The following is a 19,867-nucleotide window of genomic DNA, read 5'->3' as shown; positions in this document are numbered from 1 at the left end:
CCGCCCCGCGCCATGGATGGCGCGGGGCGGCGGCCCCCCAAATCACTGGCGAATTACGGGCACACCGAGCCTAAGCGAGGTGCCGAGTGGTGGGGCAAGAGCCTTTTTGGTTACTTTTGGCTGGGCCGGCATTCCGGGCTCTTTTCCAAAAGTGACCCGCTGTAAAAGCGGAACCCTAAGTGGCCGTTACCGCAGAAATGGATATGTACACAGATAACAGCTTCGGCTGTCAGGCCGCCATCGCAGGCAAGCCAGCTCCCACAGTTGGATGGTCGGGTGTCAGGTAGATAGGTGTCGGCTTTCAGGCCGGCATTGAAGGCAAGCCCACCTTTGCACCACCTGCATTCAGATAGAACTTCTGCACCCAGCCCCACCTCATAAGTAACAAGCCCACCGCCCCGGCAACCCCATGGATCTTGTCATCGCCCGCCCCGAAGGCCTCTACTGCCCTGCCGGTGATTTTTATATCGACCCCTGGCGCCCAGTGGAACGTGCGGTCATCACCCACGCCCACGGCGACCACGCCCGCACCGGGAATCAACACTACCTGGCCGCCGCCCCCGGCGAAGGTATCCTGCGCTGGCGCCTGGGCCAGGACATTAACCTGCAAACCCTGGCCTACGGTGAACGGTTGGTGCATCACGGCGTGACTTTGAGTTTCCATCCCGCCGGGCATGTACTGGGCTCGGCCCAGGTACGCCTGGAATACCAGGGCGAAGTCTGGGTGGCGTCCGGCGACTACAAGGTCGAACCCGATGGTACCTGCGCGCCCTTCGAACCGGTGCGTTGCCACACCTTTATCACCGAATCCACCTTCGGCCTGCCGATTTACCGCTGGCAGCCCCAGGCGCAGATTTTTGCCGGGATCAATGACTGGTGGCAGGCCAATATCGCCAGCGGCAAAGCCAGCGTGTTGTTCTGCTACTCCTTCGGCAAGGCCCAACGCATCCTCCATGGGCTGGACGCCAGCATCGGCCCGATCCTCAGCCACGGCGCGGTCGAACCGTTGAACCGGGTGTACCGCGAAGCGGGCATCTACATCCCCGAGACGCTGTATGCCGGCGACTTCAAAAAGACCGACCCACTGCTGCGCCAAGCCCTGATCATCGCACCGCCCTCCGCCGGAGGCAGTACCTGGATGCGCCGCTTTGGCGACTACAGCGACGCCTTCGCCAGCGGCTGGATGCGCTTGCGTGGTACCAGACGGCGACGCGGTGTGGACCGTGGCTTCGTGCTCTCGGACCACGCCGATTGGCCCGGCTTGTTGTGGGCCATCGAACAAACCGGGGCACAACGGGTGATGGTCACCCATGGTTCGGTCGGTGTGTTGGTACGCCACCTGCGGGAAAAGGGCTTGGATGCCCAAGGCTTCAGCACCGAATACGGCGATGACGAAGAAGAGGCTACTGCATGAAAGCCTTCGCCGAGCTGTACGCCAACCTCGACGCCACCACTTCCAGCAATGCCAAGCTTGCGGCCCTGCAAGCCTACTTCCTGCAGGCGCCGCCAGCCGATGCGGCCTGGGCGGTGTACTTTCTTAGCGGCGGGAGACCACGACAGCTGGTGCCGACGCGCCTGCTACGGGACATGGCCACCGAAGCGGCAGGTATCGAACCCTGGCTGTTCGAAGAGAGCTACCAGTCCGTAGGTGACTTGGCCGAGACCATCTCCCTGCTCCTGCCAGAATCCACCTACACATCCGAAGACGGCCTGGCCGTGTGGCTGGAAGAAAAACTGCTGCCCCTGCGCGGTCTGCCACCCTTGGACCTTGCAGACCGGCTGCCGGCGCTGTGGGCGCAACTGGACCAACCGAGCCTGATGGTGTGCATCAAATTGATCACCGGCAGCTTCCGGGTCGGGGTATCCAAACTGCTGGTGACCCGCGCCCTCGCCGCCATGGCCGATCTCGACAGCAAACGCGTGGCGCAGCGGCTAGTGGGCTACACCGATTTGTCGAACCGTCCCACAGCCGAGGGCTATCTCAAGCTGATCGCCGCCGAATCGTCTGACGAGCACGCGCAACGTGGCGGGCAACCCTATCCGTTTTTTCTGGCTCACGGGCTGGCGCAACCGGTGGAGCAATTCGACACCCTGCTCGGTTCACCCGCCGATTGGCAGGTGGAATGGAAGTTTGATGGCATTCGCGCACAACTGGTCAAGCGCGAGGGCCGCCTGTGGGTCTGGTCTCGCGGGGAAGAGTTGCTGACTGAACGTTTCCCTGAACTCCACAGCCTGGTCAGTGGCCTGCCCGACGGTACGGTGATCGATGGCGAAATCGTGGTGTGGAAAGACTCGGTGCAACCCTTCGCGCTGCTGCAACAGCGCATTGGCCGCAAGACCCTGAGTAAAAAAGTCCTTGAGGATGCGCCAGTGGCCGTGCTCGCCTACGACTTGCTGGAGTATCAGGGCGACGACTGGCGCAACCACACCCAAGCCGAACGCCGTACCCAATTGGAACAGGTCATCGCTGCGTGCAACCAACCGGTGTTATTGCCCTCGCCCTTGCTGGAAGGCAAGACCTGGGCAGCCTTGGCCGAGCAGCGCGAAGCCTCTCGCAGCCTGGGCGTGGAAGGCATGATGCTCAAGGATCGCAACGGCCTCTACGGCGTGGGCCGCACCAAGGACATGGGCCTGTGGTGGAAGTGGAAGGTCGATCCCTTCAGCGTCGACGCCGTGTTGATCTACGCCCAGCGCGGCCATGGCCGGCGCGCCAGCCTCTACAGCGACTACACCTTCGCGGTATGGGACGGCCCGCCAGGCAGCGAGCGCACTCTGGTGCCGTTCGCCAAGGCGTATTCCGGGCTGACCGACGAGGAAATGCGCAAGGTCGACGCCATTGTGCGCAAAACCACAGTGGAGAAGTTCGGCCCGGTCAGCAGCGTGACGCCGAGCATGGTGTTTGAGCTGGGTTTTGAAGGGATTGCTCTGTCCAAGCGGCACAAGAGCGGGATTGCGGTGCGGTTTCCGCGAATGCTGCGCTGGCGCCAGGACAAGGCGGTGGATGAAGCGGACAACCTGGCCACGCTACAAGACCTGTTGGCCTGATCCGGCCCCTTGTAGGAGCTGGCTTACCTGCGATAGCGGTGAGTCAGTTACCCATAGAACGACTGACCCACCGCTATCGCAGGCAAGCCAGCTCCCACCTTCTTGATAAGTGACAGCTCCAGAATGGTGCACTGGAAATTTCATGCCCATTTTTGAGCGCCGCCTACACTTGGAACTGCCTTATCCCACCGTTTAAAAAGCCCATCCGGAACTATGGTGCAGAAATTGCTACTTGTGATGGGTCTGACACCGTTCAGTAACAGTCCTAATCGCGCCACAAGCGCTTATCTTGGTTTCCAGGGATTACATAATGAAAAAAGCATTGCTGACCCTTTCTGCACTGGCTCTGTGCATGGCTGCTGGTGTTGCTACAGCCAAGGAATACAAGGAATTGCGTTTTGGTGTCGACCCTTCCTACGCACCGTTCGAATCCAAGGCCGCCGACGGCAGCCTGGTGGGCTTCGATATCGACCTGGGCAATGCGATCTGCGCGGAGCTGAAGGTCAAGTGCAAGTGGGTCGAAAGTGACTTCGACGGAATGATCCCGGGCCTGAAAGCCAATAAATTCGATGGCGTGATCTCGTCGATGACCGTGACCCCAGTGCGCGAGAAGGCGATCGACTTCTCCTCTGAGCTGTTCTCCGGCCCGACTTCGCTGGTGTTCAAGAAAGGCGCTGGCTATTCGACGCCAGAATCTCTCAAAGGCAAATCCGTGGGTTACGAGCAAGGCACCATCCAGGAAGCCTACGCCAAGGCCGTACTGGATAAAGCCGGGGTGACCACCAAGGCTTACGCTAACCAGGACCAGGTGTACGCCGATCTGACCTCCGGGCGCCTTGACGCTTCCGTGCAGGACATGCTCCAAGCCGAACTGGGCTTTCTCAAGTCGCCAGCCGGTGCTGGCTATGAAGTGAGCGCAGCTATCGACGACCCACTGCTGCCGTCGAAAACCGCTATCGGTATCAAAAAAGGTAACACTGAACTCAAGGCGCTTTTGGATAAAGGTATCAAAGCGTTACACGATGATGGCACCTACGCCACTATCCAGAAGAAACACTTTGGCGATCTGAACCTGTACAGCGGCAAATAATGCCTGGGGCGCCCTACTTCGGGTGGGGCGCTTTTTTATCGCCATAGGTCCTGATTTATGTTCGAAGATCTGTTGCAAACCCTCGGGCTGAGCGCATTCAGCCTGAAGGGTTTCGGCCCGCTGTTGCTGCAAGGCACCTGGATGACCATCAAGTTGTCGGTGCTGTCCCTGGCCGTCAGCGTATTGCTGGGCCTGCTCGGCGCCAGCGCCAAACTGTCCAGCCTGGCCATTGTGCGTATCCCCGCCCAGCTCTATACCACCCTGATTCGCGGTGTGCCGGACCTGGTACTGATGCTGTTGATTTTCTACAGCCTGCAAACCTGGCTCAGTGGCTTTACCGACTTTATGGAATGGGAATACATCGAGATCGACCCGTTCAGCGCCGGGGTGATCACCCTGGGCTTTATCTACGGTGCGTATTTCACCGAAACCTTTCGCGGTGCGATCCTCGCCGTGCCCCGCGGCCAACTCGAAGCCGCCACCGCTTACGGGCTCAAGCGCGGGCAGCGGTTTCGCTACGTGACCTTCCCGCAGATGATGCGCTTTGCGCTGCCGGGCATCGGCAATAACTGGATGGTGATGCTCAAGGCCACCGCACTGGTGTCGATCATCGGCCTCGCAGACTTGGTAAAAGCCGCCCAGGACGCTGGCAAGAGCACCTATCAACTGTTTTATTTCCTGGTGCTGGCGGCGCTGATCTACCTGTTGATCACCAGCGCCTCCAACTTTGTCTTGCGCCGACTTGAACGTCGCTACTCCGCAGGCGCCCGGGAGGCAGTGCGATGATTGAGCTATTGCAAGAATACTGGCGCCCCTTTCTTTACAGCGACGGCCAGCACATCACCGGTCTGGCCATGACCTTGTGGCTGCTCAGCGCCTCACTGGTCATTGGTTTTCTGGTATCGATTCCACTGTCTATCGCCCGCGTTTCGCGCAAGCGCCTGGTGCGTTGGCCCGTGCAGTTCTACACCTACCTGTTTCGTGGTACGCCGCTCTATATCCAATTGCTGATCTGCTACACCGGCATCTACAGCCTTGCCGCCGTACGAGCACAACCGGTGCTGGATGCGTTCTTTCGCGACGCGATGAACTGCACCCTGCTCGCCTTCGCCCTCAACACTTGCGCCTACACCACGGAGATTTTCGCCGGGGCAATCCGCAGCATGGCCCACGGCGAAGTCGAGGCGGCCAAGGCTTATGGCCTAAGCGGCTGGAAGCTGTACGCCTACGTGATCATGCCTTCCGCGTTGCGACGCTCGTTGCCCTACTACAGCAACGAAGTGATCCTGATGCTGCACTCGACCACCGTGGCCTTTACCGCGACGATCCCGGATATCCTCAAAGTGGCGCGGGATGCCAACTCCGCCACCTTCATGACCTTCCAGTCATTCGGCATTGCCGCACTGATCTATCTGACGGTGACCTTTGCCCTGGTCGGCCTGTTTCGCCTGGCGGAACGCCGTTGGCTGGCCTTTCTCGGGCCGAGCCACTAAGGAGTTTGCATGCGCCACCAGCTACATGATCTGATCGCGCCGGTGCCCGGCACGGCGCGGCAGATCCACAGTTTTCACTTCGGCCCGCAGCAGCCCGAAGGCAAGGTGTACATCCAGTCCTCCCTGCATGCCGATGAATTGCCAGGCATGCTGGTGGCCTGGCATTTAAAGGCGCGCCTGGCAGAACTTGAAGCGACCGGGCGCTTGCGCAGCGAAATCGTGCTGGTGCCCGTCGCCAACCCGGTGGGCCTGGAACAGGTATTGATGGATATCCCCTTGGGCCGCTACGAACTGGAAAGCGGGCAGAACTTCAATCGCCTGTTTGTCGACCTCAGCGAAGACGTCGGTAACCAGGTCGAAGACCTGCTGGGCGATGATCCGCAGCGCAATGCCCAATTGATCCGCAGCGCACTGTTCCACGCCCTGGCCGCGCACACCGCCCAGACCCAGTTGCACTCCCAACGCCTGGTGCTGCAACGCCTGGCCTGTGATGCCGACGTGGTGCTGGACCTGCATTGCGACTTCGAAGCCGTGGCGCACCTGTACACCACGCCCGAAGCCTGGCCACAGGTAGAACCGTTGGCGCGCTACCTGGGCTCGGAGGCCAACCTGTTGGCCACCGATTCCGGTGGGCAGTCTTTTGACGAGTGTTTCACCCTGCTGTGGTGGCAGTTGCAGCAACGCTTCGGCGAACGCTACCCGATCCCCATGGGCAGCTTGTCGGTGACCGTCGAGCTGCGTGGCCAGGGCGATGTCAACCACGGCCTCGCCGCGCTGGACTGCCAGGCCATCATTGATTATTTGATCCACTTCGGCGCCATTCGCGGCGATGCAGCCCCCTTGCCTGCCCTGGCCTACCCGGCTACGCCGTTGGCGGCGGTGGAGCCAGTGACGACTACGGTGGGTGGCTTGCTCGTGTTCAGCGCCCTGCCGGGGGAATACCTGGAGGCGGGGCAATTGGTCGCTGAAATCATCGACCCCATTACCGACCGCGTGACGCCTGTGCACTGCCAGCACGCCGGGCTGCTTTACGCCCGTTCGCTACGCCGCATGGCCACGGCCGGCATGGTGATCTGCCATGTTGCCGGCACACAGGCCTACCGCAGCGGTTATCTACTTTCGCCTTGAGGATGCATGCCACATGTACAAACTGACCGTTGAAGGCCTGCACAAAAGCTATGGCGACAATCAAGTGCTCAAAGGTGTGTCGCTCAAGGCCAAGACCGGGGATGTGATCAGCCTGATCGGCGCCAGTGGCTCAGGCAAGAGTACCTTCCTGCGCTGTATCAACTTTTTGGAAACCCCCAACGATGGCGCCATGACCCTGGACGGCCAGGCGATTCGCATGGTCAGCGACCGCCATGGCATGCGCGTAGCCGACGACGCCGAGTTGCAACGCTTGCGCACGCGGCTGGCGATGGTGTTCCAGCACTTCAATTTGTGGAGCCACATGAGCGTGCTGGAAAACATCACCATGGCCCCGCGCCGCGTGCTGGGTTGCAGTAAAAAGGACGCCGAAGACCGTGCCCGCCGCTACCTGGACAAAGTCGGGCTGCCGGCGCGCGTGGCTGATCAATACCCGGCGTTCCTCTCCGGCGGCCAGCAGCAGCGTGTCGCCATCGCCCGCGCCCTGGCCATGGAGCCGGAGGTGATGCTGTTCGATGAACCCACGTCGGCGCTGGACCCGGAGTTGGTGGGCGAAGTTTTGAAGGTGATCCAGGGCCTGGCCGAGGAAGGCCGCACCATGATCATGGTGACCCACGAGATGAGCTTTGCGCGCAAGGTTTCAAGCCAGGTGCTGTTCCTGCACCAGGGTCTGGTGGAGGAGCAGGGCTTGCCGGAGGATGTGCTGGGCAACCCAAAGAGCGAACGCCTGCAACAATTTTTGAGCGGCAACTTGAAGTAGGCGCGAGCTTGCTGTGGCGAGGGAGCTTGCTCCCGCTAGGGCGCGAAGCGGCCCCCGCTCTTTGCTCAAAAAGACTGGGACTGTTACGCAGTCCAGCGGGAGCATGCTCCCTCGCCACAGGGCAGCGCTTCTGCTTGACTGAATGGCATTAGGCAGTTGAACGTCGGCGCTGCCTCAGGGGTCTTTGAACTAACCCCTCCAGAGCGTCCGCTGCCGAATGGCAAAAACCCACGATTTCGCCAAGCAATGGTTTGCCACCCAAGGCTGGAAGCCATTCGCCTTTCAGAAAGAGGTATGGGCCGCGGTCAAGGCCGGCCAATCAGGGTTACTGCATGCCAGCACCGGGGCGGGTAAAACCTATGCCCTGTGGTTTGCCGCCCTCAATCGTTTCGCCATTACCCGCCCGCCCGTCACAGGCAAACGCAAACCGCCTGCCGAGCCGCTGACCGTCCTGTGGATCACGCCGATGCGCGCCCTGGCCGCCGACTCCGCACGCGCCCTGCAAGCCCCGCTGGAGGCCCTGCAGATTCCCTGGAGTGTAGGTCTGCGCACCGGTGACACCAGCGGCAGTGAACGCGCGCACCAGACCCGTCGCCAACCCACCGCTCTGGTCACCACTCCGGAAAGCCTGACCCTGATGCTGGCCCGTGCCGACAGTGAAACCAGCCTGGCGCACCTGCGCATGGTCATCGTGGATGAATGGCACGAACTGATCGGCAATAAGCGCGGCGTGCAGTTGCAACTGGCACTGGCACGCTTGCGGCGCTGGCATCCTGAGCTGATGGTGTGGGGTATTTCCGCGACGCTGGGTAATCAGGCCCACGCTTTGGAGGTACTGGTCCCACAGGGCGGCGGCATCAATGTACAGGGGCAAACGGCCAAGGCGCTGAAGGTCGACACCTTGCTGCCGCCCGTCACCGAGCGCTTTCCCTGGGCCGGGCATATCGGCTTGAAGATGTTGCCGCAAGTGGTCGCCGAGGTAGAGGCCAGCAGCAGTTGCCTGGTATTTACCAACACCCGCGCGCAATCCGAGATCTGGTACCAGGCGATTCTGGGCGCTCGTCCGGACTGGGCCGGCTTGATTGCCCTGCACCACGGTTCGTTATCGCGAGAGACCCGGGACTGGGTGGAGCGAGCGTTGAAAGATGGACAGCTCAAGGCAGTGGTGTGCACTTCCAGCCTCGACCTGGGCGTTGACTTCCTGCCGGTGGAACGGGTGCTGCAAATCGGCTCCGCCAAGGGCGTAGCGCGGCTGATGCAACGCGCCGGGCGCTCCGGCCACGCGCCAGGGCGGCCCTCACGGGTAACGCTGGTGCCCACCCACAGCCTGGAGCTGGTGGAAGCCGCAGCCGCCCAGGATGCGATCGCCCAACGACGCATCGAAGCGCGGGAATCACCGTACAAGCCGCTGGATGTGCTGGTACAACACCTGGTCAGCATGGCCTTGGGCGGCGGGTTTACCCCGGCGGCACTGTTGGACGAAGTGCGCGGCGCCTGGGCCTATCGCGACCTCACCGAAGCGGACTGGGCCTGGGCCCTGGGGTTTGTGCACCATGGTGGCCTGTCACTCACCGCTTATCCGGATTACCGCCGGGTGGAGCCCGATGAGCACGGCATCTGGCGCGTTCCGGATGCCCGCCTGGCACGGCGCCACCGCATGAGCGTGGGCACCATCGTCAGTGACGCCAGCATCCAGCTCAAGTTCTGGAGCAAAGGCGGCGGCGGCAAGAACCTGGGCAGTGTCGAGGAAGGGTTTATTGCAAGGCTCAAGCCGGGGGATGGATTTTTGTTCGCCGGGCGGTTGCTGGAATTGGTGCGCGTGGAAAACATGACCGCTTACGTACGCCGCAGCAACGCGAAAAAAGCCGCCGTGCCACGCTGGAATGGCGGGCGCATGCCCCTTTCCAACGAACTGGCGCAGGCGGTGGTCGAGCGTTTTGATGCCGCCGCGCATGGGCACTTCGACGGCCCAGAGATGAAGGCGGTGCAACCGTTGCTGCATACCCAATTGCGCTGGTCCGGGCTGCCGACCCGCGAGCATTTGCTGGCTGAAACCCTGCGGTCGCGAGAGGGCTGGCACCTGTTTCTGTACCCATTCGCTGGCCGCCAGGTACACCTGGGCCTAGCCAGTTTGCTGGCATGGCGGGTCAGCCAGCAGCAGCCGCTGACCTTTTCGATTGCGGTGAATGATTATGGCCTGGAGCTGTTGAGCGCCACCGAGGTGCAGTGGCCCCAGTTGTTGAATACAAGGTTGCTGAGCCCCCAAGGCCTGCTGGCTGACGTAATTGCCAGCCTCAATGCCGGCGAACTGGCCCTGCGCCGCTTTCGCGAGATTGCGCGAATCGCCGGGCTGGTATTTGCCGGGTACCCCGGCGCGCCAAAAAGCACGCGACAGGTGCAGGCTTCCAGTGGTTTGTTCTTTGAAGTGTTCAAGCAATATGACCCACAAAATCTGCTGCTGGCCCAGGCAGGAGAAGAAGTTCTGCGGGACGAGCTGGATATTCGCCGGCTGGAACAGACGCTGAATCATCTGTCGACGCTGAAGCTGGACCTGCACAGGATCCAGCGGCCCACGCCCCTGGCCTTTCCGCTGCTGGTAGAACGGATGCGCGAAAGCATGAGCTCGGAAAAACTCTCGGAGCGCATCGCGCGGATGGTCAAGGACCTGGAAAAAGTCGCCGATAAAGGGCAAGGCTGATGCATTACCCACTGACGGTTGAAGGCGAAGAACTCTGGCTATTGCCGGACAAGGCCGTGTATTGGCCCGCACGCCGATGCCTGCTGATTGCCGATGCGCATTTTGGCAAGGCTTCGGCCTATCGCAGCCTGGGACAACCGGTGCCACAGGGCACGACTACGGCCAACCTGGAACGCCTGGACAGGCTCGTATCGGCCCTACCGTGCGCGCAGTTGATCTTTCTCGGTGATTTCCTCCACGGTCCCGGCTCTCACGCCAGCGGCACCCTGAACGCAATCAGGGCCTGGCGTGAGCGCAATCGCACATTGGCCTTGACCTTGATTCGCGGCAATCACGACAAAAGCGCCGGCGACCCACCGTTGGATCTGGGCATCGAGGTGATCCCCGAGCCCCTGCTGATGGGCCCTTTCGCCTTGCAACATGAGCCAGACGCCCACGCCAGCCATCATGTACTGGCGGGGCATGTGCATCCGGTGTACCACCTGCGCGGCAAAGGGCGCCAGCGGCTACGCCTGCCGTGCTTCCAGATCGGCACTCAGGTTAGCCTGCTGCCAGCCTTCGGCGCGTTTACAGGGGGTTATGCCGTGGAGCAGGCCCAGGACCAGCGAATCTTTGTGATTGGCGATCACCAGGTCTGGCCGATTCAATGAATCGAGACAAGCCTGCTCAGGTTTCAGGCAACGGGCGCGGGTGGCGGCTCGTCCGGTAAGGTCGGCTCACCCGGCTCGGTAGGCTGCGGGTAATCAGGTTCGGGTTGACCAGGGATGCCCCCCGCGTGCGCGGGGTTGGCCATCAAGGACCAGGCCAGAACACCAATCTGGTTGGGTTCAAGCCGGGCGAGTTCTGCGCTGATTCGCGGGTCGATCTTCATAGGGTACTCCTCAAGTATGGCCCGGCGCGTTTCACACGCGCCGAAGCAGTACACCTAGATAGAGTCACTTTCTGCAGACAAATTCCCTTTACCCGTAGGCGCTTTCGATCAAGCGCGTGGGAGAGTGACGCCGCGTTGGCCCTGATACTTGCCCGCACGGTCCTTGTAGGACACTTCACAGGCCTCATCGGACTGCAGGAACAGCATCTGTGCCACGCCTTCGTTGGCGTAGATTTTCGCCGGCAAGGTGGTGGTGTTGGAGAATTCCAGGGTGACGTGGCCTTCCCACTCAGGCTCAAGCGGCGTGACATTGACGATAATGCCGCAGCGGGCATAGGTGCTTTTACCCAGGCAGATGGTCAGCACGTCGCGAGGGATACGGAAGAACTCCACGGTGCGCGCCAGGGCGAAGGAGTTGGGCGGGATGATGCACACGTCGCTCTTGACGTCGACGAAGCTCTTTTCGTCGAAGTTTTTCGGATCGACGATCGCCGAATTGATGTTGGTGAACACCTTGAATTCATCGGCGCAACGCACGTCGTAGCCATAGCTGGAAACGCCGTACGAAATCACGCGCTCGTCGCCTTCGCCACGAATCTGGCGTTCGACGAACGGCTCGATCATGCCGTGTTCCTGCGCCATGCGGCGAATCCACTTGTCCGATTTGATGCTCATGGCGGTGTCCTGAATAGCGAGGCGAAAAAAATCTGTGGGCCATCTTACCGGGGCCAGCCTTGGGGTTCAAAGGCCACAAGGGTTTTCTTGATCAAAGCCCTGCGCGCTATAAGCCTCAGCCAACACGGCCGGGGGCGGGATTGCCGTGAGGGATGTCTGTAAATACCACCGCCAGTCACGAAAATAGAGAAACCTTCGGAAATACCATTGGCACGTTCCGGAAAAAGGGTTAAGGTGGCGCCACTGTGCTGCTTGTGTCACTGAGAATCTCTACACGATATGTTGAATTTCGATCCAACCATCTCCAAGAATTTTTCCTGCTCTTTGCACTCAGTCTCGGCCAGGGCTTTTCCTGAGTCGCAGTTAACTTTGTCCAAGGAGTTACACCATGTCTAATCGCCAAACTGGTACCGTTAAGTGGTTCAACGATGAAAAAGGCTTCGGCTTCATCACTCCACAATCCGGTGACGACCTGTTCGTTCACTTCAAAGCTATCCAATCCGACGGCTTCAAAAGCCTGAAAGAAGGCCAACAGGTTTCTTTCATCGCTACCCGCGGTCAGAAAGGCATGCAAGCTGAAGAAGTTCAAGTTATCTAACTTGTACTGACTTAGTCGAAAAAACCCCGCCCTTAAAAGCGGGGTTTTTTTATGCCTGGATTTTGGTGCGCTACACCGTGGCTGCTCGTTCCCACGCTCCGCGTGGTAATGCCTTTTGTGACGCTCTGCGTCACCCCTGGATGCCCACGCAAAGCGTGGAACGATCAGCACAGCGTAATGACGGACACAAAAAAATGTGGGAGCGCAGCTGTATGTGGGAGCTGGCTTGCCTGCGATGCTATCGACTCGGTGCACTAGCTATACCGAGTTGACGCTATCGCAGGCAAGCCAGCTCCCACACAAGCCGGCTCCCACATTTTTGTCTTGTGTCGTTTACTGGAACAACGACTCACTCGACAAGCCATTCTTCTCCAGGATCTCGCGCAAGCGCTTGAGGCCCTCTACCTGGATCTGCCGCACCCGCTCACGGGTCAGGCCAATCTCCAAGCCTACATCCTCCAGGGTGCTGCTCTCATGGCCGCGCAGGCCGAAGCGGCGAATCACCACTTCACGCTGCTTGTCCGTGAGTTCTGACAGCCACTGGTCAATACTCTGGGAAAGATCATCGTCCTGCAGAAGCTCGCAAGGGTCTGTCGGACGATCATCGGTCAGGGTGTCCAGCAGGGTCTTATCCGAATCCGGCCCCAGCGAGACATCGACCGAAGAGACACGCTCGTTAAGGCCCAGCATGCGCTTGACCTCCCCTACCGGTTTTTCCAGGAGGTTGGCGATCTCTTCAGGCGAAGGTTCATGATCGAGTTTTTGCGTCAGCTCACGCGCCGCCCGCAGGTAGACGTTGAGCTCCTTGACCACATGGATCGGCAACCGGATCGTGCGGGTCTGATTCATGATCGCCCGTTCGATGGTCTGGCGAATCCACCAGGTGGCATAGGTGGAGAAACGGAAGCCCCGCTCAGGGTCGAACTTCTCCACAGCCCGGATCAAGCCCAGGTTGCCCTCCTCGATCAGGTCCAGCAGGGAAAGCCCACGATTGACGTAGCGTCGGGCGATCTTCACCACCAGGCGCAGGTTGCTTTCAATCATGCGCTTACGCCCAGCCGGATCGCCCTTCTGCGACAGACGCGCAAAATGGACTTCTTCTTCGGGGGTCAACAGAGGGGAAAAGCCGATTTCATTGAGGTACAGCTGGGTCGCATCGAGCGCCCGCGTGTAATCAACATACTTGTGCTGCTTCAACGCGGCAGCATTTTTGGATTTGGTGCGAACTGAAGGTGGTGATACCCCTTCATTATCTGACATCGTTTCCAAATCGATGCCGGTCTCCATAAGGAGAACCTCATCGTCGATGTCAAACTCCGGCACTTCTTTACTGAGAGCCATTGTTATAGTCCTTTGGTGAGTTCGACCTCAAGCTCAAGCGACGCCTCTATCCTTGGCAACGCTGGAGCCTGTTCCTTCTACGTGAGGGAACAGGCTGTGCAACACATCAACGACGGGGCAGGAATTGCAGCGGATCTACAGGCTTCCCTTGGCGGCGAATCTCAAAGTGCAGTTTCACCCGGTCTGTGCCCGTTGACCCCATTTCGGCAATCGTCTGTCCGACCTTGACCTGCTGCCCCTCCCGAACCAACAACCTGCGGTTATGACCGTAGGCACTGACGTAGGTATCGCTGTGTTTGATGATGACCAGCTCGCCGTAGCCCCGCAAACCACTCCCGGCGTACACCACTGTCCCATCAGACGCAGCTAAAACAGGCTGTCCCAAATCCCCGGCGATATCAATGCCTTTATTCAAACTACCGTTTGAAGAGAATTTTCCAATCAACACTCCGTTTGAAGGCCATCCCCATCCGGTCGGCGCAGGCCCGGCAGGTGGCAACGGCGCGGGTGCCGGCTTGCTCGCAACCGTAGGCGTGGCGCTGCCTGCAGGCCGAGTGATGATGGTGGTCTTGCTCGAGGACGATGGCGAAGAACCCGACTTTGTCACAACTGCCGTAGGTGCAGAACCTGAGCGACCATCGAAACGAATGGTCTGCCCGGGATGGATCGTATACGGCACAGGAATGTTGTTACGGGCGGCCAACGCCTTGTAGTCCCAGCCATAACGGAAGGCAATCGAGAACAGTGTGTCGCCTTTGCGCACCACGTATTGGCCGGTGGTGACCGTAGGTCTCTGGGGGGTTGCGTTGGTACGGTCAACGACCCGCGCACCGCCGGATGGCGTGCTCGAGCAGGCTGCCAATAAGGAACTCAAGACAAGGCCAAGCACCAGTCGCTGAAAGCTTGTTTTACTCATTCGCTGCGCAGGACCTGTGAGACTCACCCGCCGCTCCCTTTGTGGTGGCTGAACGTTAACGCCTGTATCAGGCTTGAAATATGACGCAAGTATAACTGGGCATTGGCTTTTTACTGGCACCTGACTGAAAGGAAAAATTCATCATGTTTAATCGTGGCTGCCAGACATGTTGATTCAATGGGCCCCGCCGTAAGACACATCCGCGCTTACAGAATTCACTGCCTGCGAATAAATGATCAGGCCAGCGGGCCGTTGAGCAAGGGTACGAACCGCACGGCACCGAGTACATGCCGGGAAAAACCTTCGTCCTCACGGATAATAAGCATCAACTGTTGCACTTCGCCGGAGCCCACCGGGATGACCAGCCGCCCGCCAGGCGCCAATTGATCCAGCAAGGCTTGCGGCACATCGGTGGCCACGGCGGTGACGATGATACCGTTGTAGGGCGCCAGCGCCGGCCAGCCCTCCCAACCATCGCCCCAGCGGAATACCACGTTGCGCAGGTTCAGTTCCACCAGACGCTCTTTGGCCCGGTCCTGTAGCACCTTGATGCGCTCGACCGAAAACACCCGCTCTACCAATTGCGACAGCACGGCCGTCTGGTAGCCGGAGCCGGTACCAATCTCCAGCACCTTGTCCAACGGCCCCGCCGCCAGCAATAGCTCGCTCATACGCGCAACCATATAGGGCTGAGAGATGGTCTGGTTGTGGCCGATTGGCAACGCTGTGTCTTCATAGGCGCGATGCGCCAGCGCCTCATCGACAAACAGGTGCCGCGGCGTGCGCCGGATCACTTCCAGCACCTGCGCGTTGGACAAGCCTTCTTCATACAGACGCTGGATCAACCGCTCCCGGGTGCGCTGGGAGGTCATCCCGATGCCACGGCGCAACAAATCGTCTTGTTCACGAGCCATCAACGCAGTCCCTCCAGCCAGCCATCAAGGCCACTGAAGGCATCACTGAAGGTGCGATCAAACAGCAGAGGGGTAACGGAGACATAGCCTTGCATCACCGCATGAAAGTCGGTGCCTTCGCCGCCATCTTCGGCGTCGCCGGCGGCGGCGATCCAATACCCTTCCTTGCCGCGAGGGTCGACCACCTTCAAGGGCGCCGCCGCACGGGCGCGATGACCCAGGCGCGTGAGTTGGATACCGCGAATATGGTCGAGGGGCAAGTTGGGAATATTGACGTTGAGCACCGTACGCGGCGGCAGGTCCAGGGAAGCATGGGCCTCCACCAACTTGCGCGCGTAGTAGGCCGCCGTCGCCAGGTTATCCAGTTGCCGCGAAGCAAAGGAAAAGGCAAAGCCGGTGCGGCCCAGGAAGCGCCCTTCAAGGGCGGCCGCCACGGTGCCGGAATACAGCACGTCATCACCCAGGTTGGCGCCCAGGTTGATCCCCGAGACCACCAGGTCTGGCTGGTGCTCCAGCAGACTGTTGATCGCCAGGTGCACGCAGTCGGTGGGGGTGCCGTTAACGCTGATAAAGCCATTGGCCAGGACCCGCGGATGCAGCGGACGGTCGAGCGTCAGCGAACTGCTGGCGCCGCTCTTGTCCTGGTCGGGGGCAACCACCACGCACTCGGCGTAATCCTGCAGCGCAGCATGGAGCGCGGCAAGACCGGGTGCGGTGGCACCGTCATCGTTTGATATCAGAATACGCATGGGCTGTCCGTCTGCCCCACCGGCACCAGATCAACAAGCTCGCGCACCAAGACAGTGGCGAAGCATCCGGCCGGCAGGACGAATTCCAATTGCAGAATGTCAGGCCCGGGATAATGCCACGTCAACCCGCCAATGGGCAGTCGCAGAATGCGACGTTCCTGGCTCATTCCCGCCTTCACCAGCCAATCACGTAGGTCTGCTTCGCCAGCGGCGACAGATTGTTCCAGCTCGTACGTAAGACCTTTCGCCGGCGAGTCGCCTTCGCCCCACTGCGGGCCGGTGGGATGCAGGTCCAGGATCGCCAGGCGCGGGTCACTGCATTCAGCTTCCCCGGCCGGAAAAAAACTGCGACTGTCGGTAAACGCCAGCAGATCGCCAACTTGGGCACGCTGCCATGAACCGTCGGCGACGCGAGCCGCCAACACTTGGTTGAACAGGTAACTGCGAGCCGTGGACAGCAAGCGCGAGCGCACGTTGCGCTGCTCGGGCAGGGCCTTGCGGGCAGCCCACTCGCGAGCATCCACCACATTGCCGCCGTTGTGGCCAAAACGCTGGGTGCCGAAATAATTGGGGATGCCGTGCCGGGCAATCAACTGCAGACGTGCGTCGATGGCAGCGGTGTCGCCGGCCAATTGGGTCAGGCGCAAGGTGAAACCATTGGCCGAATGGGCCCCACGCTGCAACTTGCGCTTGTGACGGGCGGTTTTCAGGATCTTGAGGGTGTCGTTTTCTGCGCCGCTCATGTCCGGGTCGGCCTTGCCGGGCAATTGCACGCTGAACCACTGGCGGGTCAGGGCCTGACGATCCTTGAGCCCGGCATAGCTGACGGTGCGCAATGGCACCCCAGCGGCTTTGGCGATACGCCGTGCGGCTTCCTCAGTGTTCAAGCCGCGCTTTTCCACCCACAGCCACAGGTGCTCGCCATCGCCGGTCAGCGGGATGTCCAGCACCTCATCAACCTGGAAGTCTTCGGCCGTGGCCTTCAGTACCGCGCTGCCCAGGGCCTCGCCATAGGCCCGCGGGCCCAGCAGTTGCAGGTCGTTCATGCGCGCAGCAACAAGGCGACGGAGTGCACCGCAATGCCCTCTTCACGACCGGTAAACCCGAGCTTTTCGGTGGTGGTGGCTTTCACGTTGACTTGATCCAATTCAATTTGCAGGTCTGCGGCGATCACTGCGCGCATCGCTTCAATATGGGGGGCCATTTTCGGCGCCTGGGCGACGATGGTGTTATCGACGTTGCCGACCTTCCAGCCCTTGGCATGGATCAGGCCGACCACATGGCGCAGCAACACACGACTGTCCGCCCCCTTGAAGGTGGGGTCGGTGTCCGGAAAGTGCTTGCCGATATCGCCTAATGCAGCCGCGCCGAGCAAGGCATCGCTCAAGGCGTGCAGGACCACGTCGCCGTCGGAATGAGCCAGCAACCCATGGTGGTGTGCAATGCGCACGCCGCCCAGGGTGATGAAATCGCCTTCAGCGAAACGGTGCACATCGTAGCCGTGGCCAATACGCATAAAAAAACGCCCCGATTTAATTCAGGGCGTGATTCTACCTACTTTTGCCTCAGATTAACCGAGCAAAGCACGCCCATGATGACGCAAATGGTCTTCAATGAAGCTGGCGATGAAAAAGTAGCTGTGGTCGTAGCCAGGCTGCAGGCGCAGTTCCAGCGGATGGTTGGCTGCCTTGGCCGCCTGCAGCAGGGCTTCGGGCTTGAGCTGAACGGCGAGGAAATCGTCGCGATCGCCCTGGTCCACCAACAGCGGCAGCTTTTCCGAGGCTTCGCTGATCAGCACGCACGCATCCCATTCACGCCACTTAGAGCGCTCTTCACCCAAATAACGGGAAAAGGCTTTCTGACCCCATGGGCAGTCCATCGGGTTGTTGATCGGCGAAAACGCCGACACCGACAGGTAACGTCCAGGGTTGCGCAGCGCGCAGACCAGCGCACCGTGACCGCCCATGGAGTGGCCGCTGATGCCGCGCTTATCCGACGCAGGGAAATGCGCTTCCACCAAGGCCGGTAACTCCTGTACCACGTAGTCATGCATCCGATAGTGCTTGGCCCAGGGTTCCTGGGTGGCATTGAGGTAGAAGCCGGCGCCGAGGCCAAAATCCCAGGCGTTGTCCGGATCGTCCGGCACACCGGGGCCACGGGGGCTGGTGTCCGGTGCAACGATGATCAAGCCCAACTCGGCGGCCATGCGCTGGGCGCCGGCTTTCTGCATGAAGTTCTCATCGGTACAGGTCAGACCGGACAGCCAATACAGCACCGGTAATTTACCGCCCTGCTCTGCTTGCGGCGGCAGATAGACCGCGAAGGTCATGTCGCAACCGAGCACATCCGAATGATGCTTGTAGCGTTTATGCCAGCCGCCGAAGCTCTTCTGGCATGACAGGTTTTCCAGACTCATGGCCGACCTCAGAAGTGAATGACGGTACGAATGCTCTTGCCTTCATGCATCAGGTCAAACGCTTTGTTGATATCTTCCAGGCCCATGGTGTGGGTGATGAAGGTGTCCAGCGGGATTTCACCGGTCTGGGCCATTTCCACGTAGCTTGGCAATTCGGTACGACCGCGCACGCCACCAAACGCCGACCCACGCCAGACGCGCCCGGTGACCAGTTGGAATGGGCGAGTGGCAATTTCCTGGCCAGCACCGGCCACACCGATGATCACCGACTCGCCCCAGCCTTTGTGGCAGCACTCAAGAGCCGCACGCATCAGTTGTACGTTGCCGATGCACTCGAAGGAAAAGTCCACGCCGCCGTCGGTCAAATCCACGATCACATCCTGGATTGGGCGGTCGTAGTCTTTCGGGTTGATGCAGTCGGTAGCACCCAGTTGCTTGGCGATTTCGAACTTGGCTGGGTTGATATCGATGGCGATGATGCGCCCGGCCTTGGCCTTGACTGCACCGATAATCGCCGACAGACCAATGCCGCCCAGACCGAAGACGGCCACGGTGTCGCCCGGTTTGACCTTGGCAGTGTTGATCACCGCACCGATACCGGTAGTGACACCGCAACCGAGCAGGCAGACTTTTTCCAACGGCGCTTCTTTAGGAATCTTGGCCACGGAGATTTCCGGCAGCACGGTGTACTCGGAGAACGTCGAGGTGCCCATGTAGTGGAAAATCGGCTGGCCCTTGTAGGAGAAACGCGTGGTGCCATCCGGCATCAAGCCCTTGCCCTGCGTGGCGCGGATGGCCTGGCACAGGTTGGTCTTGCCACTCAGGCAGAACTTGCACTTGCCGCATTCCGGGGTGTACAGCGGGATCACGTGATCGCCCACAGCGACCGAAGTCACGCCCTCGCCAATGGCTTCCACCACTGCACCGCCTTCATGGCCGAGGATCGACGGAAAAATGCCTTCCGGGTCGGCGCCCGACAAGGTGTAGGCGTCGGTGTGGCACACGCCGGACGCAACTACCCGCAGCAGCACCTCGCCAGCCTTGGGCATGGCGACATCCACTTCAACAATCTCAAGGGGCTTCTTGGCTTCGAAGGCTACGGCGGCACGGGACTTGATCATCCGGGTTTCTCCATCGGGTTAAAAACTGAGACGG

Annotated in this window: 20 protein-coding genes; 10 read left to right on the top strand and 10 right to left on the bottom strand. The window is 60.3% G+C overall.

Annotation, left to right across the window (positions count from 1 at the left end):
* Window positions 1–409: 409 nt before the first annotated feature.
* The 9 genes from JFT58_RS08025 (at window position 410) to pdeM (ending at window position 10,882) form a co-directional block, all read left to right on the top strand.
* Window positions 410–1,414, top strand: coding sequence for a ligase-associated DNA damage response exonuclease (locus JFT58_RS08025; RefSeq protein WP_054897985.1), 1,005 nt, complete (start codon window positions 410–412; stop codon window positions 1,412–1,414).
* Window positions 1,411–3,045, top strand: coding sequence for an ATP-dependent DNA ligase (locus JFT58_RS08020; RefSeq protein WP_054897986.1), 1,635 nt, complete (start codon window positions 1,411–1,413; stop codon window positions 3,043–3,045). Before JFT58_RS08025 ends, JFT58_RS08020 begins: the two co-directional genes overlap by 4 nt.
* 310 nt (window positions 3,046–3,355) lie before the next feature.
* Complete coding sequence (locus JFT58_RS08015; protein ID WP_014717255.1) at window positions 3,356–4,135, top strand: transporter substrate-binding domain-containing protein; 780 nt, start codon at window positions 3,356–3,358, stop codon at window positions 4,133–4,135.
* A 57-nt stretch (window positions 4,136–4,192) separates the two neighbouring features.
* Window positions 4,193–4,921, top strand: coding sequence for an ABC transporter permease (locus JFT58_RS08010; RefSeq protein ID WP_003189227.1), 729 nt, complete (start codon window positions 4,193–4,195; stop codon window positions 4,919–4,921).
* Window positions 4,918–5,628, top strand: coding sequence for an ABC transporter permease (locus JFT58_RS08005; RefSeq protein WP_003189226.1), 711 nt, complete (start codon window positions 4,918–4,920; stop codon window positions 5,626–5,628). The genes JFT58_RS08010 and JFT58_RS08005 overlap by 4 nt, the downstream gene beginning before the upstream one ends.
* Before the next feature lie 9 nt (window positions 5,629–5,637).
* Window positions 5,638–6,756 (top strand): succinylglutamate desuccinylase/aspartoacylase family protein, encoded by a 1,119-nt coding sequence (locus JFT58_RS08000; protein ID WP_054897987.1) that lies wholly within the window; start codon window positions 5,638–5,640, stop codon window positions 6,754–6,756.
* Window positions 6,757–6,769: 13 nt separating this feature from the next.
* Entirely contained in the window at window positions 6,770–7,534 is a 765-nt protein-coding gene (locus JFT58_RS07995) for an ABC transporter ATP-binding protein (RefSeq protein WP_034126849.1), read from the top strand.
* A gap of 217 nt (window positions 7,535–7,751) precedes the next feature.
* Window positions 7,752–10,232: a ligase-associated DNA damage response DEXH box helicase gene (locus JFT58_RS07990; protein WP_054897988.1), complete on the top strand. Its 2,481-nt coding sequence runs from the start codon at window positions 7,752–7,754 to the stop codon at window positions 10,230–10,232.
* Complete coding sequence (gene pdeM / locus JFT58_RS07985; protein WP_054897989.1) at window positions 10,232–10,882, top strand: ligase-associated DNA damage response endonuclease PdeM; 651 nt, start codon at window positions 10,232–10,234, stop codon at window positions 10,880–10,882. The genes JFT58_RS07990 and pdeM overlap by 1 nt, the downstream gene beginning before the upstream one ends.
* Before the next feature lie 23 nt (window positions 10,883–10,905).
* Here pdeM and JFT58_RS07980 read toward each other — a convergent pair whose 3' ends face one another.
* Window positions 10,906–11,103, bottom strand: coding sequence for a hypothetical protein (locus JFT58_RS07980; RefSeq protein WP_005785769.1), 198 nt, complete (start codon window positions 11,101–11,103; stop codon window positions 10,906–10,908).
* Window positions 11,104–11,211: 108 nt separating this feature from the next.
* Entirely contained in the window at window positions 11,212–11,778 is a 567-nt protein-coding gene (dcd, locus tag JFT58_RS07975) for a dCTP deaminase (RefSeq protein ID WP_003189215.1), read from the bottom strand.
* A 388-nt stretch (window positions 11,779–12,166) separates the two neighbouring features.
* Here dcd and JFT58_RS07970 point away from each other — a divergent pair, with 388 nt between their 5' ends.
* Entirely contained in the window at window positions 12,167–12,376 is a 210-nt protein-coding gene (locus JFT58_RS07970; RefSeq protein WP_002554837.1) for a cold-shock protein, read from the top strand.
* Window positions 12,377–12,709: 333 nt separating this feature from the next.
* On the opposite strand, the gene rpoS is transcribed toward JFT58_RS07970, so the two are convergent.
* The 8 genes from rpoS to JFT58_RS07930 all read right to left on the bottom strand — a co-directional run bounded on the left by rpoS (window position 12,710) and on the right by JFT58_RS07930 (window position 19,833).
* Window positions 12,710–13,717: an RNA polymerase sigma factor RpoS gene (gene rpoS, locus JFT58_RS07965; RefSeq protein ID WP_034126846.1), complete on the bottom strand. Its 1,008-nt coding sequence runs from the start codon at window positions 13,715–13,717 to the stop codon at window positions 12,710–12,712.
* A 106-nt stretch (window positions 13,718–13,823) separates the two neighbouring features.
* The gene (locus JFT58_RS07960) at window positions 13,824–14,660 is read right to left on the bottom strand and encodes a peptidoglycan DD-metalloendopeptidase family protein (protein ID WP_003189213.1); all 837 of its coding nucleotides are present in this window, start codon (window positions 14,658–14,660) and stop codon (window positions 13,824–13,826) included.
* 209 nt (window positions 14,661–14,869) lie between these two features.
* Entirely contained in the window at window positions 14,870–15,505 is a 636-nt protein-coding gene (locus tag JFT58_RS07955; RefSeq protein ID WP_169850588.1) for a protein-L-isoaspartate(D-aspartate) O-methyltransferase, read from the bottom strand.
* 41 nt (window positions 15,506–15,546) lie between these two features.
* Window positions 15,547–16,296, bottom strand: a complete 750-nt coding sequence (gene surE / locus JFT58_RS07950) for a 5'/3'-nucleotidase SurE (protein WP_003189210.1) — start codon at window positions 16,294–16,296, stop codon at window positions 15,547–15,549.
* Window positions 16,284–17,342 carry a tRNA pseudouridine(13) synthase TruD gene (gene truD / locus JFT58_RS07945; RefSeq protein WP_034126844.1) on the bottom strand — a complete coding sequence of 353 codons (1,059 nt, stop codon included), beginning with the start codon at window positions 17,340–17,342 and terminating at the stop codon, window positions 16,284–16,286. The genes surE and truD overlap by 13 nt, the downstream gene beginning before the upstream one ends.
* A complete protein-coding gene (gene ispF, locus JFT58_RS07940) occupies window positions 17,339–17,812 on the bottom strand; it encodes a 2-C-methyl-D-erythritol 2,4-cyclodiphosphate synthase (RefSeq protein ID WP_034126843.1) in 474 nt (157 codons plus the stop codon). The genes truD and ispF overlap by 4 nt, the downstream gene beginning before the upstream one ends.
* Before the next feature lie 54 nt (window positions 17,813–17,866).
* Complete coding sequence (fghA, locus tag JFT58_RS07935) at window positions 17,867–18,712, bottom strand: S-formylglutathione hydrolase (protein ID WP_054897990.1); 846 nt, start codon at window positions 18,710–18,712, stop codon at window positions 17,867–17,869.
* A gap of 8 nt (window positions 18,713–18,720) precedes the next feature.
* Window positions 18,721–19,833 (bottom strand): S-(hydroxymethyl)glutathione dehydrogenase/class III alcohol dehydrogenase, encoded by a 1,113-nt coding sequence (locus JFT58_RS07930; RefSeq protein WP_003189203.1) that lies wholly within the window; start codon window positions 19,831–19,833, stop codon window positions 18,721–18,723.
* Window positions 19,834–19,867: the final 34 nt, after the last annotated feature.

This window comes from Pseudomonas sp. MF6767, assembly GCF_016405475.1.
GTDB lineage: Bacteria > Pseudomonadota > Gammaproteobacteria > Pseudomonadales > Pseudomonadaceae > Aquipseudomonas > Aquipseudomonas paracarnis.
This window is presented reverse-complemented; position numbering and strand designations above follow the sequence as displayed.